Consider the following 12,967-nt stretch of genomic DNA (forward strand, 5'->3'; position numbering starts at 1 on the left):
AACTTCCCGACCTCGGAGTGCACTCCGTAGGCCGCGGCGGGATTCGCGCTCGGGTCGGTCATAGCGGTTCCTCCTGGTTGACGACGATCCCGCTCACCGCTCGACGGGTTCGGAGCTCGCCGGATCCACCTTCTCGATGGTGAACCCGGTGAAGCCGTAGATCACGCTCAGCAGCGGGCTGGCGATGTTGAAGAAGCAGAACGGCAGGTAGACGATCGTCGGCACACCGAGCACCGCACCCATGAACGCGCCGCACGAGTTCCACGGCACCAGTGGCGAGGTGACGGTGCCGCTGTCGGCCGTGAGCCGGGACAGGTTCGACGGGGCCAGGCCCCGCTTCGCGAACTCGGCCCGGTAGACCTTCGCGGGCAGGACGAGCGCGATGTACTGGTCGCCCGCGACGACGTTGAGGCCGAACGCGGTGCCGAACACCACGAGGAACAGGCGGCCGGTGCCCTTCGCGAGGCGGATCATCGGGTCGATCAGCCGGCGCACGAGCCCGAACTCCTCGAGCAGCGTGCCGAACGTGACGGCGCCGATGATCAGCCAGAGGGTGAGCAGCATGCTGTCCATCCCGCCGCGCGACAGCAGCGCGTCGACGTCGGCGAGGCCGGATTCCATCGAGAACCCGGTGGCCATCGCCTGCCACACCGCCTGGATCCCGGTCAGCACCGGATTGAGTCCGGGCTCGTTCACGAACGCGCGGGCGACGTCGTACTGGAGGAAGACGCCGAGGACGCCCGCGGTGAGCGCCGCGGCGGCCAGGGCGAGCGAGGCCGGCGTCTTGCGGATCGAGAGGAACACCAGCAGCACCAGCGGCAGCAGGTTGAGCGGTGTGATCCAGTAGATGTCGCCGAGAGCGGTGAGCTCGACACCGGTGTCGCCCGCGTCGGTCGGTGCAGGCCCCCAGACCAGGCCGAGCATCAGCATCAGCACGAACGCGATGCCGAAGGCCGGCACCGACGTCCACGCCTGCCGCCTGATGTGGTGGTAGAGGTCGACCTTCACCAGCTGCGCGGTGAGCACGGTGGTCTCCGACAGCGGGGAGAGCTTGTCGCCGAGGTAGGCACCGGAGATCACGGCGCCCGCGGTGATCCCGGGCGAGACGCCCAGCAGCGCGGCGATCCCGACCAGCCCGACCCCGATCGTGCCCGCGGTGGTCCACGAACTGCCGATCGACATCGCGACGATCCCGCAGATCAGGGCGGACGCCGCGTAGTACCAGGTGGGCGAGAGCACCTGGATCCCGTAGTAGACCAGCGTCGGGATGGTGCCGGAGAGGTTCCAGGTGCCGATCAGCGCACCGACCGCGAGCAGGATGAAGACGGCACTCGTGATCGACGACAACGCCCGCTGACCGCTGGCCTGGATCTCCTCCCACGGGTGCCCGTTCTTCAGCGCGATCAGGGCCGCCACCATCGCGCACAGCACGAGCGCGACCTGGAGCGGGCCGTCCAGCGCGGCCAGGCCGAACAGCAGGAGCGAGCTCGCGATCAGGACGACCAGCGTGACGAGGGGGATGACCGCGTCGGCGATGGACGGCTCGCGGACACCCTCGATCTCGGTCATTGCGCCGGGACCGCGCCCGCCTGTGCACGTCCGCCGTCCCGCTCAGCGGTCAACGCGGCCACGATCGCGTCGACACCGGCGATGATGAGGTAGATCCCGATCAGGTTGACCAGCAGGAGCAGTTCGCGGCCGGGCGAGCCGATGGCCCACAGTCCGAGCCCGAGTTCCAGGACGCCGGCGATCAACCCGAGCCACCACAGGTCCCGGGTGCGGGCGACCACCGAGTCGATGATCCGGATGACGCCGTTGATGACCAGCGACCAGGCGGTGACCAGGGCCAGCACGAACAGGGTGAGGGCGGGCCAGAAGAACGCGGCGAGACCCGCGATGATCCCGACGACGCCGCCCAGGTAGGCGAGCCACCGCCAGCCCCGCTCCACCTCGGGGGCGAGCCCGAGCTGGGCGACGCCACCCACGATCAGCGCGAACCCGGCGAGGATGGCGACGGTCGCGAGCGCGGCCGGGCGCAGGCTCATCACCAGCAGCCCGTAGACGACGGTGAGCAGCCCGAACACCACGAGGCCGACGCGCCGCCACGCCGGGATCGGCCGCTGTTCCGGGTGCGCGCCGACCGGTTCGACCGGCGGCGCGCTCTCGGCCGCGCCCGGCGGCGCAGCGGATGCCGATGCGGGAGAGGTGTGCGGACCGGACACAGCGGCCTCCTCCGTCTGGTTCACCGCGTGATCTCGTGCGCGGGGAGGTCCACCGTTGTCCCCGCACGGCGCGCCCGGCCTCGTCCGCAGAGGGGGAGATCGGCCGGCGCCGCACCCCGGCGTGCACGGGGAACGGCTGCGGTCCAGGTGCTTTCGCCACAGCGGTCGTCCCGCCGGGAACCCGATCTCATCCCGTGCGGACGATCCGGTGGCATCGCCCCGCTGAGCAGGGTGACATCGCCCGCGTCGACTCCGGGGAGGAGGGGTCGCGACATGAATCCGCGACGGTACGAGTTCCGGGTGGCCGGACGGCTGTCGGACGAGACCCGCGCTGCGTTCCCGGACATGAAGGTGGTCGACCTCCCCGCCGAGACGCTCATCTACGGCGCTGTCATCGACGAGTCCCAACTGCTCGGCGTGTTGGCGCTGATCCAGAACCTCGGACTGCGCGTCGTGTCGATGAACCAGATCCCCGACTGATGGGAACGGTCCCCCGAGTGACACCAGGACAGGAGAGCTGACCATGGCCGACACGGTCCCCACGGTTGCCGGCACCTCGGCCGCACCCACGTCGGTCACGCCCTCGGGTACCGACAGCTCGGCCACGGAGCCGGGCAAGCTGAGCCTGCCCACCCTGACCGGCATGGTCGTCGGCAGCATGGTCGGCGCGGGCGTGTTCTCCCTGCCGGCGCGCTTCGGCGTGGCCACCGGCATCCTCGGTTCGCTGATCGCCTGGGCGGTCGCGGGGGCGGGGATCCTGATGCTCGCCTTCGTCTTCCAGAACCTCGCGATCCGCAAGCCCGACCTGGACTCCGGGGTCTTCATCTACGCCAAGGCCGGCTTCGGCGACTACGTCGGCTTCAACTCCGCGATCGGCTTCTGGGCCAGCGCGATCGCAGGCAATGCCTTTTACTGGGTGTTCATCACCGCGACCCTCGGCGCGTTCTTCCCTGCCTTCGGCGACGGCGACACCATCCTCGCGGTGGCGCTCTCCACCGTCGGGGTCTGGCTGTTCCACTACCTGATCGCCCGCGGGGTCCGCGACGCAGCGGCGATCAACCGGATCGTGACGATCCTCAAGATCCTCCCGATCCTGGTCTTCATCGTCGTGCTGTTCCTCGCCTTCGACGCCGGCATCTTCGCCGACAACTGGATCGCCACCGGCTACGGCGACCTCGGATCGCTCGACGAGCAGGTCCGCAACACCATGATCATCACGACGTTCGTCTTCCTCGGGGTCGAGGGCGCCAGCGTCTACTCCCGCTACGCCAAGAAGCGCTCGGACGTCGGCAAGGCCACCGTCCTGGGTTTCCTGAGCGTGCTGTCGATCTTCGCCCTGGTGACGCTGGCGAGCTACTCGGTGATGGCCCAGCCGCAGATCGCCGCGACCCGCCAGCCCTCGATGATCGGGCTGTTCGAGCACGTCGTCGGCGACTGGGGCCGCTGGTTCATCAGCGCCGGCGTCATCATCTCCGTTCTCGGCGCCTACCTCGCCTGGACCCTGATGGCCGCCGAGGTGATGTACATGCCGGCCCGCAACGAGGACTTCCCGGCGTTCCTCGGCAGGGAGAACGACCAGAAGACGCCGATCACGGCTCTCGTCGTCAGCTCGCTGGCGGTTCAGGCGCTGCTCGCTGCAACGCTGGTCCTGACCGACGCGTTGAACTTCATGCTCGACCTGTGCACCAGCCTGGCGCTGATCCCCTACTTCTTCGCCGCGGCGTACGCGCTGAAGCTCGGGCTCACCGGCGAGTCGTACGAGAACGTCGACGCGCGGACGCGGCGCAAGGAGGCGATCGTCGCGGGGATCGCGACCGCCTACACGCTGTTCCTCTTCGAGGCCGCCGGCCTGCAGTTCCTGCTGCTGTCCGCGGTGCTCCTCGCTCCGGCCACACTGCTCTACGTCAAGGCGCGCAGTGAACGGAACAGGAGGCTGTTCACCCCCACCGAGGTGGCGCTCTGCGCCCTGATCGTCGCCGGCGGGATCACCGGCGTCGTCGGCTTGTGGACGGGCTTCATCGCGATCTGAACGGCTCCCGCTGTTCCTCCCCTCACACGGACTGGAATCTGACACTGGTGTCAGGGCTTAGCGTCGCGTACGCCCTCGAGCCGAGAGCCGGCCGAGGACCGGGAGGAATGCGCGATGAGCACAGCTCTGGGATACCGGGCTTACGGGGCCGCCGACGTCCAGGAGTTCTTCGACCGGCCCGACCCGGCGCCCGGGCCCGCGGAGGTCCTGATCCGCGTCGCGGCGGCGGGGGTCAACCCGCTGGACCACCTGCTCCGGTCCGGGTACGCCCCTCGGATGAACGGCCACCTCCCCTTCCCCCAGGTCCTGGGGATGGAGGCCGCCGGCACCGTCCTGGCGGTGGGCGCCGACGTGACCGGCCTGTCCGCCGGCGACCGGGTGGCCGGGTTCGCCCTGACCGGCGCGGGCACCTACGTGGGCACGACCCTGCTGCTGGCCGAGTCGACGGGCCGCATCCCCGACGCGCTGCCGGAGACCTGGGCGGCGACCATCCCCGTCGCGGGGACCACCGCGCTCGACGCCCTCGACCAGCTCGCGCTGCCCGCGGGCGCGTCGGTGCTGGTGAACGGGGTAGGCGGCGGCGTGGGCATCGCCGTGGCCCAGATCGCGCGGGACCGCGGCCTGGTCGTCGTGGGCACGGCCAGCGCGGCCAAGCGGGACCTGGTGGCGAAGACCGGGGCGACGTTCGTCGACTACACCGCGGGCGACGTCGTGGACCGGCTGCGGGCGCACGCCCCGGACGGCTTCGACGCCGTGGTCGACACCGTCGGGGGTGACTCGCTGCGCGCCGTCGCCCCGCTGGCGGCGACACCGGGCGCGCTGCTCTCCGTGGGTGACCTGTCGGTGCCCGAGCTGGGTGGCGTGTTCGTCCACCGCCGCCTCGACCGCGACAGCATCGAGCGCGTGGCCGAGCTGATGGCCACGGGACGGCTCGACCCGCACATCACCGCGACCTACCCGCTCGCGCGGGCGGGTGAGGCGCTCGCGCTGGTGGAGACCCGGCACGCGGCGGGCAAGCTCGTGATCGACATGACGCTCTGATCCGCGGATCTCGCCACGGATCCGCCCGAGGCCTGAGCGGGGTCGTCGGTTCAGCGGCCCGCCATCGTCGCCCGCAGCTGCGGGGACGCCGCGGCCGGCGGCGCGCCGGTGGAGAAGGCGGAGAGCCCGGGCAGCGCGAGGCCGGCCCGGAACGACTGGTCCTCGAGCAGCAGGTACACGAGCTCGCCCTCGAACCGCTCGGCACGGGCGTCCAGGTCGGCGGGCCCGAGGGTGTCGGCGAGCCACTCGCGCACCCGCCGGGGGTCGACGTTCGTGATCGCCGCGATGCGCTCGACCGGCCCGGCCTGCGCCGGCGCCCCGAACGCACGGGCCCCGTCCACCTCCGAGACGTCCGGCAGCGGCTGGGACAGCAGCGCAGCCGCGTCGATCCGGCCCACGCCCCAGTCGTCGTCCCAGCCCAGGGGCCGCGCGCACACCCCGGGCGCGCGGACCTGGTGGAGGAAGACGGCCTGCACGCGGTGGCGCCCGAAGCGCCGGACCAGCTCCGCGTGCCCGTGGTGGGCCAGCCACAACGCGGAGACGCCCGCGAGGTGCGCCACCGCGTAGGACGTGCCGTCGGTCCGCTCGACCACGCGGTTCGGCGGGGAGACGTTCCAGTCGAACCCCGCGGCCCAGACACAGGCCCCGGGCGCCGACACGTCCACCGCGGCGCCCCGGGACGACCCCGGCCACATCGAGTCGCCGGTGCCGGTGGCCGCGACCGCGATGCAGTTGTCGTACGAGGCCGGCGCGGTGACGACGCCGACGTGGTTGCCCGCGGCCGCCATGACGATCATCCCGTCGTCCACCGCCTGCTGGATCGCCTCGCGCAACCCGAAGAACCCGGTGCCGCCGAGGCTCATCGACACGATGTGGCAGCCGGCCGCGCGAGCCCGGTGCACCGCCGCGGCGACGTCGCTGTCGAAGACCTGCACCACGCTCTCCGTGGCGCGGAACGGCACGAGCACCGCCTCCGGTGCCACCCCGCTGAACCCCGCGCCGTCCCCCTTGCCCAGGATGACGCTGGCCGTGCTGGTGCCGTGGCCCGGATTCGGCAACGGGTTGAAGAACGTGACGTTCGGCGGGCGCAGCGGATCGGTGGCGTCGTCGTCGTCATCGATCAGGTCCCAGTCCGCCGCGACGTCCACCTCGGCGCCGAGGGCGAGGTGGTCGCTGAAGCCCGAGTCCGGGTGCCCGACGCGGATGCCCGCGCCGCCCCGGGTCGCGGGGTCCATCGCGGCGAGAGCGTCCTGCCAGCCGATCGCGTCCAGCGCCCACCCGTGGTCCTCCGACGCCGCATCGGCACCGCAGTCGCCGCCGGAGAACGCACCGGTGGCGCGGGCCTCCGGGTCGAACGCGCGGACCGGGACGTCGGCCTCCGCGACGGCGAAATCACCGGTGTCCTGCAGGACGTGGGTGAGCTCCCACGCCGTGGACGCGTAGGTGGGCGACCCGATCGCGTCGGCCACCCGTACGGTGACGATCCGGTCGCGCTGGCCGTCCGGGCCGAGGCGGCGGACCTCGACCGGCCCCCCGACCCCGGCGACGCGCGCGGCGGCTTCCGCGACGATCGCCGCCACGGCGAGGTCGGTCATCTCGTCATCGGGGCGGACCGCGATCAGGAGCGGCTGGTCGGCCCGGGGCTCGGACATGTCGGCACACCCTCCGTGACGGGGATCTCCGGTGCAGGTGGGGTCGGACGGCCGGCACGTGGTGTTACCCGACGTCGCCACTCCGCTACGGAACGGCACACCGGCAGAGCTGCTGCGGCGCCGCTGTTCTGCGAGGATGTGCGCGGTGCGGGACGAGAGCCGTCGCTCCGGGAGTGCTCCGTCGCCGGCGAGGCTGCGCCGGTGGCGGCGCCAGCTCGCCGACGAGCGCGAGGCGGCGCTGGTCTACCGCGAGCTCGCCCGGCGAAGGGACGGCGAGGAGCGGGAGATCCTGCTCGGCCTGGCCGGGGCCGAGGAGCGCCATGCCGCGTACTGGGAGCGCAGGCTGGGCGATCGCGCCGGCCCCCCGCGGCGCCCGTCGTTGCGGGCACGGCTGGTCGGCGTCCTGGCCCGGTGGTTCGGCTGGGTGTTCGTCCTCGCGCTGATCGAACAGGCCGAACGGCGCTCGCTCACCGCCCCGGACGCGGACGTGCCGGAGGCGATGCTGGCCGACGAGCGCATCCACAGCGAGGTCGTGCGCGGGCTGGCCGCGCGGGGGCGGGCGCGGATGTCCGGCACGCTGCGGGCCGCGGTCTTCGGGATCAACGACGGCCTGGTGAGCAACTTCGCGCTCGTCCTCGGCGTGATCGGCGGTGGCGCCGACACCGCGACCATCCTGCTGACCGGCCTGGCCGGGCTGCTGGCCGGAGCGCTGTCGATGGCGGCGGGCGAGTACATCTCGGTCTGCTCGCAACGCGAGCTGCTGGCCGCGTCGAACCCGGACGAGGCGGCAAAGGCCGCCGTCCCCCTCCTCGACGTGGACGCGAACGAGCTCGCCCTGGTCTACCGGGCGCGGGGCTTGCCGGCCGACGAGGCCGAACGCCGCGCGGACGAGGTTCTGCGGCACGGCTCCGCGAGCACGCGGTCGGACAACCCCCGTTCCCACGGAGCCGAGGTGGTCGGCAGCGCCGTCGGCGCCGCGTCGTCGAGCTTCGCGTTCTTCAGCGTCGGGGCCGCCATCCCGGTGCTGCCGTTCCTGTTCGGCGTCGAGGGCCTCGCCGCGGTGGCGCTGGCCGCCGTGCTCACCGGGGCGGCGCTGATGCTCACCGGCGCCGCCGTCGCGGTGCTGTCCGGAGGACCGCCGCTGCGCCGCGCGCTGCGCCAGCTCGCCATCGGCACCGCCGCCGCGCTGGCGACCTACCTGCTGGGGCTGGCCTTCGACGCGACCGTCGGCTGACGCGCGCCGGCCGGCTCCGGGAACGAGCCGGCCGGCGGCGTCGTCCGGATCAGGACGTGACGCAGACCTGCCCGCGGTCGACCTTGCGCGGACCCTCGGCGTTCGGCCGGATGTCCGTGTCGAAGATGCCCGTCGGCAGGAACACCGAGCAGCAGGCGTTGGGGATGTCGACGACGCCGCCGATGCGGCCCTCGATCGGGGCGGTGCCGAGGATCAGGTAGCCCTGCTCGCCGGTGTAACCCCAGGTCTTGAGGTAGTCGATCGCGTTGAGACACGCGTTGCGGTAGGCCAGCGTCGCGTCCATGTAGGCGTTGCTGTTGTCCCGGTGGTCCACGGAGATCCCGATGAACGTGAGGAACTCCGTGTACCGGGGCTCGACGTTGCCCGGCATGAAGACCGGGTTGTTGTGGATCGCGAACTTCTCCATGCCGCCCTTGATGAGGTCGACGTGCATGTCGATGAAGCCGCCCATCTCGATGGCGCCACAGAAGTTGATCTCGCCGTCGCCCTGGCTGAAGTGCAGGTCCCCACCCGAGAGCAGGGCGTTCGGCACGTGCACGGGGTAGAAGATGCGGCTGCCGCGGCTGAAGTTCTTGATGTCGTGGTTGCCACCGTTCTCCCGGGCGGGCACGGTGCGGGCCCCGTCGCGCCCGATCGCCTCCACCGCTGCACCCGTGGCGGTGCCGGCCAGCACGCCGGCGCCCAGCGGCGGCAGCGCGAGCGGCGGCACGCGGTCCGGATCGGTGGCGATGAGCGCGCGCTCGCGCTCGTTCCACTTCGCCAGGAGCTCCGGGGAGGGCGCGGTACCGAACAGGCCGGGGTGGGTGATGCCGGTCATCCGCACCCCCGGGACGTGCCGGGACGTGCACTGCTGGCCCTGGAAGTCCCACACCGCCTTGTAGGCGTCGGGGAAGTAGTCGGTGAGGAAGCCACCGCCGTTGACCTTCGAGAAGATGCCCGAGTAGCCCCAGCCCTGCCCGCAGTGCGGGCCGGTCTCCTGCGGCACCGGGCCGAGGTCGAGGATGTCGACGATCAGCAGGTCCCCCGGCTCGGCGCCCTCCACCCCGATGGGGCCGCTGAGCATGTGTGCGACGTCGAGGTTGACGTCCCGGACGTCGTTGGCCGAGTCGTTGTTGCCGATCTGCCCGTCGGTCCACTCCTTGCACTCGATGCGGAACGTGTCACCCGGCTTCACCATCACGGCGGGCGGGATGTCCGGGTGCCACCGGTTGTGGCCGGGCACCTTCTGGTCGCGCATCGACTTGGCCTGGTCGACGCTGAACACGACCTCTGGCATGACGAGCTCCTTCCGTTCTCACGCGTGGTGGGGGACCGAGACGGGTGCCGCGGCGCGGCGCCCGAGTGCGAACCAGAGCCCGCCGAACAGCAGGACTCCGACGACGAGGTAGGTGACGGCGAGCCGGGTCGAGTCCGACCAGTAGCCGGTGATGAGCAGCAGCGCGGGCACGGCGGCCGTGCCGAACGCCTCGATGATCGTGACCCAGCCGGTGAAGCGGGTGAGCCGATCGAGCCCGAGGCCGAGCACGAGGAAGAACAGCAGCCACAGGAACGACCAGAAGAGCCAGATGACGGCGAAGGTGCGGTCACCGAGGACGGCGATCGAGTGCACGGCGAACCCGACGGCGGCCAGGGCCACGAACAGCGAGAACCACCCGAGGCCCGTCTGCGGCCAGCCGGTGATCGCATTGATGCCCACCCAGAGGTAGGTGAACCCGAACAGGTACAGCCCGGCCGCGAGCGAGATCGCGCGGGCGTCGCCGGCGGCGGCGATGATCAGGTAGGTCGGGGTGACGACCTGCAGGCCGCCGACGAAGAGGTTGATCGGCGCCGCGGCGCGTCCGTCGACGGTGCCGATCAGCAGCAGCCCGTTCACGAAGAGCACCGCTCCGACGTAGAGCAGCCCGACGTTGCCCATGTCAGGGCCTCGGCAGCCGGGCGTGCAGCGGGTGGGCGTGGCGCGGGGCCCGCGGTGCGACTTCGCGCCGGACGACCTGCGGGTTCTCCGCGCTGGCCCCCGCGGTGTCGAGTGCGGACACCAGGCCGGGGGCGACCAGGCGGGTGCGCGGGCTCGTGTAGACGCGGCGGGCGTCCGCGCCGCAGCGCGGGCACGGGACGTGGGACGTGGCCGCGCCCATCGGGCGGCGCACGTCGACGTCGCCGCAGGCCGCGCACCGGTACTGGTAGGTGACCATGTGACCTCCTGTTATTTCCATCTGGAACTTATCCAGGTGGAAGGAAAAGTCAAGCGGCCACCACCGCCGGAATCAGCGCACTGGGCCGATCAGCCGTCGGCGGATGCCGCGGCGAGGCGGGTGAGCAGCGCGGAGAGGGTGCTGCGCTGATCGTCGGTGAGCGCGGAGAACGCCGCCGCCTCCGCCTCGGCGACGGCAGGCCGCAGCGAGCTCCGCAGCTGCTCCCCGCGCGGGGTGAGGTGGACGAGCACGCGGCGGCGGTCGTGGGCGTCGACCTCGCGGTGCACGAGCGCCTTCGTCGCGAGATCGTCGACGATCCGGGTGAGCGTGGGCCCGGTGACGACGACAGCGTTCGCGATCTCGCTCATCGTCATCCCGTCACGGCCGGCGAGCAGGTCGAGGATCCGCCACCGCTCGAGCGTGAGGCCGCTGTCGCGCAGCACCTTCAGCACCGCGGCGGACACGCGCCCGGCGGCGCGGTCCAGCAGCAGGGACGGCGCGGTGGCGGCGTCCTCCTCGTCGGTCCTCGACACGGCGCCCCCCGAACGTCTGACGTGTTGGCCCTACCCAAGCTAAAGCTTCCATGTGAAAGTAGCAGCGAGCCCATCGCCGTGCCGCACGTCACCTCGAGAGGGGGGACATGCTCGTCACCGATCTGCCCTACCGGATCGCGCTGGTCATCCCGCTGCAGGGGCCTGCCGGGCTGTTCGGCGCATCGTGCGAGGCGGTCGCCGAGCTCGCCGCGGCCGAACTGAACGCGGAGTGCGGGCTGCTGGGCCGTCCCGTGGAGCTGGTGGTGGTCGACGGCGGGGCGGCGCCCGCGACGATCGCCCGCCAGGTCGGCGACCTCGTCGACGCCGACCACGTCGACGCCGTCACGGGCTGGCACATCTCCGCGGTCCGCGAGGCCGTGGTGCCCGCGATCGCCGGACGGGTGCCCTACGTGTACACCTCGCTGTACGAAGGCGGCGAGCACCGCGCCGGGGTCTTCTGCTCGGGCGAGACCCCGATCGACCAGCTCGCCCCCGCCCTGCGCTGGCTGCGCGACGAACTCGGGTTGCGGCGGTGGGCCGTGGTCGGCAACGACTACGTGTGGCCACTGCGCACGAGCGTCGCGGTCCGCGCCTACGCCGCGGCGCTGGACCTCAGCCTGCTCGACGAGCAGTACCTCCGGCTCGGCGCGGGCGACTTCCGCGCGGCCGCCGAGCGGGTGGGCCGCAGCGGGGCGCAGGCGGTGCTCATGCTCCTGGTCGGACAGGACGCCGTGGAGTTCAACCGGCGCTTCGCCGAACGCGGCCTGCAGGAGCGGATCGTGCGCTTCAGCCCGTTGATGGAGGAGAACATGCTCCTGGCCAGCGGGCCGGACGCCACCACGGGCCTGTACGTCGCCGCGTCGTACTTCCGCACGCTGACCACCGCAGGCTCGCTGGACCTCGTCGGCCGCTACGTCGACCGGTTCGGGCCGCACGCGCCGCCGCTGAACAACGCGGCCGAGTCGTGCTACGAGGGCATCCGCACCCTGTTCGCACTGGCCCACCGCGCCGGGTCGACGCGAGTGGACCGGATGGTGGCGGTCGCCGACTCCGTGGGCTACGACGGCCCGCGCGGCACGATGCACCTGCGCGACGGCCACCTGCGCCAGCGCGTGCACCTCGCGGTGGCCGACGACGTCGACTTCTCCGTGCTCACCAGCATCTAGCTGACCGAGGACGTCTTCGGGCGCGGGCGGCGTGGTGGGCGCCCGCCCCGCGCACCCGCCTGCGCCGCACGATCCCGCTCGGAGAGCTAGGCCGACGCGGCGAGGACGGCCGCGAGGCCGTGCGGGTCGCGGCGGGCGGTGTTGTGCCCGACGGGGATCTCGTGCACGCGCCAACCCGGATCGGCGCGCAACCGTTCGGCGAGCTCCACGAACGGGCTCCCCCGCCACGCACCCCCGCTGATGTACGTCCGGTCGTACGCCTGTCCCGAACCGCCGCCCGCGAACGAGTGCAGCCGCACCGACTGGAGGAAGCTCGCCAGCGGGTGCGGCCGTGCGCGCGGGTCCAGACCGTCCGGGACCGCGACCCATCGACCGTCGGCGCGGGCGCCGGCCACGAACACCTCCCGGAACGCGTCGCTGGTGAGCGACCAGCACGAGTCCCCATCCGCCGGGACGTAGGCGTCGATGAAGACGAGCTGGTGGAGGCGGTCGCCGAGCCGGTCCGCGACGCCGGCGATCACCATTCCGCCATAGCTGTGCCCGCACAGCGCGACGTCGGTTCCGCCGCTGCGCTCGACGATCCCGGCGACCTGGTCGATGTGGGCGTCCAGGTTCGGTGGGCGGTCCGGGTCGGCCGGGCCGTCCACCTCCAGGCCCGACAGGGTCACGGCCTCGACGTGGTGGCCGTGGCGCCGCAGCTCCGCCGCCACGGGCTCGAAGACCCACCCGCCCTGCCAGCCGCCCGGCACCATCACGAACTCCACGCCGTGATCCTGCACGGACGGCCTCACCCCGTCGACGCGCATCCCGACCAACCCGCGTTGCCGGCCCGCGGCGGCCAGGCGTACGGTGAGTTAAAGCAACAGATCGTTGTTTT

The 12,967-nt window shown here is 72.1% G+C and carries 13 protein-coding genes; 5 read left to right on the forward strand and 8 right to left on the reverse strand.

All coding sequences use genetic code 11. The features are described from left to right. Positions 1–93 precede the first annotated feature (93 nt). Together nhaC and ACFPL3_RS39480 are read right to left on the reverse strand one after the other, a co-directional pair. A complete protein-coding gene (gene nhaC / locus ACFPL3_RS39475) occupies positions 94–1,569 on the reverse strand; it encodes a Na+/H+ antiporter NhaC (protein ID WP_343944314.1) in 1,476 nt (491 codons plus the stop codon). Further along, positions 1,566–2,222 carry an HdeD family acid-resistance protein gene (locus ACFPL3_RS39480; RefSeq protein ID WP_343944315.1) on the reverse strand — a complete coding sequence of 219 codons (657 nt, stop codon included), beginning with the start codon at positions 2,220–2,222 and terminating at the stop codon, positions 1,566–1,568. Before ACFPL3_RS39480 ends, nhaC begins: the two co-directional genes overlap by 4 nt. Positions 2,223–2,495: 273 nt before the next feature. Here ACFPL3_RS39480 and ACFPL3_RS39485 point away from each other — a divergent pair, with 273 nt between their 5' ends. The 3 genes from ACFPL3_RS39485 to ACFPL3_RS39495 all read left to right on the forward strand — a co-directional run bounded on the left by ACFPL3_RS39485 (position 2,496) and on the right by ACFPL3_RS39495 (position 5,292). Beyond that, positions 2,496–2,702 (forward strand): hypothetical protein, encoded by a 207-nt coding sequence (locus tag ACFPL3_RS39485; protein ID WP_343944316.1) that lies wholly within the window; start codon positions 2,496–2,498, stop codon positions 2,700–2,702. Positions 2,703–2,745: 43 nt separating this feature from the next. After that, positions 2,746–4,251, forward strand: coding sequence for a basic amino acid/polyamine antiporter (locus ACFPL3_RS39490; RefSeq protein WP_343944317.1), 1,506 nt, complete (start codon positions 2,746–2,748; stop codon positions 4,249–4,251). Positions 4,252–4,365: 114 nt separating this feature from the next. After that, entirely contained in the window at positions 4,366–5,292 is a 927-nt protein-coding gene (locus tag ACFPL3_RS39495; RefSeq protein WP_343944318.1) for an NADP-dependent oxidoreductase, read from the forward strand. A gap of 50 nt (positions 5,293–5,342) precedes the next feature. On the opposite strand, the gene ACFPL3_RS39500 is transcribed toward ACFPL3_RS39495, so the two are convergent. After that, on the reverse strand, positions 5,343–6,944 hold the full coding sequence (locus tag ACFPL3_RS39500) for a S8 family peptidase (protein WP_343944319.1): 1,602 nt from the start codon (positions 6,942–6,944) through the stop codon (positions 5,343–5,345). A gap of 136 nt (positions 6,945–7,080) precedes the next feature. Between ACFPL3_RS39500 and ACFPL3_RS39505 the strand changes: the two genes are divergently transcribed. Next, entirely contained in the window at positions 7,081–8,178 is a 1,098-nt protein-coding gene (locus ACFPL3_RS39505) for a VIT1/CCC1 transporter family protein (protein WP_343944320.1), read from the forward strand. Positions 8,179–8,227: 49 nt separating this feature from the next. Here ACFPL3_RS39505 and fmdA read toward each other — a convergent pair whose 3' ends face one another. The 4 genes from fmdA to ACFPL3_RS39525 all read right to left on the reverse strand — a co-directional run bounded on the left by fmdA (position 8,228) and on the right by ACFPL3_RS39525 (position 10,924). After that, positions 8,228–9,475 carry a formamidase gene (gene fmdA, locus ACFPL3_RS39510; protein ID WP_343944321.1) on the reverse strand — a complete coding sequence of 416 codons (1,248 nt, stop codon included), beginning with the start codon at positions 9,473–9,475 and terminating at the stop codon, positions 8,228–8,230. Positions 9,476–9,493: 18 nt separating this feature from the next. Next, positions 9,494–10,114 carry an AmiS/UreI family transporter gene (locus ACFPL3_RS39515; RefSeq protein ID WP_343944322.1) on the reverse strand — a complete coding sequence of 207 codons (621 nt, stop codon included), beginning with the start codon at positions 10,112–10,114 and terminating at the stop codon, positions 9,494–9,496. A gap of 1 nt (position 10,115) precedes the next feature. After that, positions 10,116–10,391 (reverse strand): FmdB family zinc ribbon protein, encoded by a 276-nt coding sequence (locus tag ACFPL3_RS39520; RefSeq protein WP_343944323.1) that lies wholly within the window; start codon positions 10,389–10,391, stop codon positions 10,116–10,118. 89 nt (positions 10,392–10,480) lie between these two features. After that, the gene (locus tag ACFPL3_RS39525) at positions 10,481–10,924 is read right to left on the reverse strand and encodes a MarR family winged helix-turn-helix transcriptional regulator (protein ID WP_343944324.1); all 444 of its coding nucleotides are present in this window, start codon (positions 10,922–10,924) and stop codon (positions 10,481–10,483) included. Between the two features lie 107 nt (positions 10,925–11,031). Here ACFPL3_RS39525 and ACFPL3_RS39530 point away from each other — a divergent pair, with 107 nt between their 5' ends. Continuing rightward, positions 11,032–12,090 (forward strand): substrate-binding domain-containing protein, encoded by a 1,059-nt coding sequence (locus ACFPL3_RS39530; RefSeq protein ID WP_343944325.1) that lies wholly within the window; start codon positions 11,032–11,034, stop codon positions 12,088–12,090. Positions 12,091–12,176: 86 nt separating this feature from the next. On the opposite strand, the gene ACFPL3_RS39535 is transcribed toward ACFPL3_RS39530, so the two are convergent. Further along, a complete protein-coding gene (locus tag ACFPL3_RS39535; protein WP_343944326.1) occupies positions 12,177–12,854 on the reverse strand; it encodes an alpha/beta fold hydrolase in 678 nt (225 codons plus the stop codon). Positions 12,855–12,967: the final 113 nt, after the last annotated feature.

This window comes from Pseudonocardia zijingensis, assembly GCF_042657305.1.
Lineage (GTDB): Bacteria > Actinomycetota > Actinomycetes > Mycobacteriales > Pseudonocardiaceae > Pseudonocardia > Pseudonocardia zijingensis.

Coding starts and splice junctions, on each gene's coding strand:
- nhaC (WP_343944314.1), bottom strand. CDS start 1,569: ATGACCGAGATCGAGGGTGTCCGCGAGCCGTCCATCGCCGACGCGGTC.
- ACFPL3_RS39485 (WP_343944316.1), top strand. CDS start 2,496: ATGAATCCGCGACGGTACGAGTTCCGGGTGGCCGGACGGCTGTCGGAC.
- ACFPL3_RS39490 (WP_343944317.1), top strand. CDS start 2,746: ATGGCCGACACGGTCCCCACGGTTGCCGGCACCTCGGCCGCACCCACG.
- ACFPL3_RS39495 (WP_343944318.1), top strand. CDS start 4,366: ATGAGCACAGCTCTGGGATACCGGGCTTACGGGGCCGCCGACGTCCAG.
- ACFPL3_RS39500 (WP_343944319.1), bottom strand. CDS start 6,944: ATGTCCGAGCCCCGGGCCGACCAGCCGCTCCTGATCGCGGTCCGCCCC.
- ACFPL3_RS39505 (WP_343944320.1), top strand. CDS start 7,081: ATGTGCGCGGTGCGGGACGAGAGCCGTCGCTCCGGGAGTGCTCCGTCG.
- fmdA (WP_343944321.1), bottom strand. CDS start 9,475: ATGCCAGAGGTCGTGTTCAGCGTCGACCAGGCCAAGTCGATGCGCGAC.
- ACFPL3_RS39515 (WP_343944322.1), bottom strand. CDS start 10,114: ATGGGCAACGTCGGGCTGCTCTACGTCGGAGCGGTGCTCTTCGTGAAC.
- ACFPL3_RS39520 (WP_343944323.1), bottom strand. CDS start 10,391: ATGGTCACCTACCAGTACCGGTGCGCGGCCTGCGGCGACGTCGACGTG.
- ACFPL3_RS39530 (WP_343944325.1), top strand. CDS start 11,032: ATGCTCGTCACCGATCTGCCCTACCGGATCGCGCTGGTCATCCCGCTG.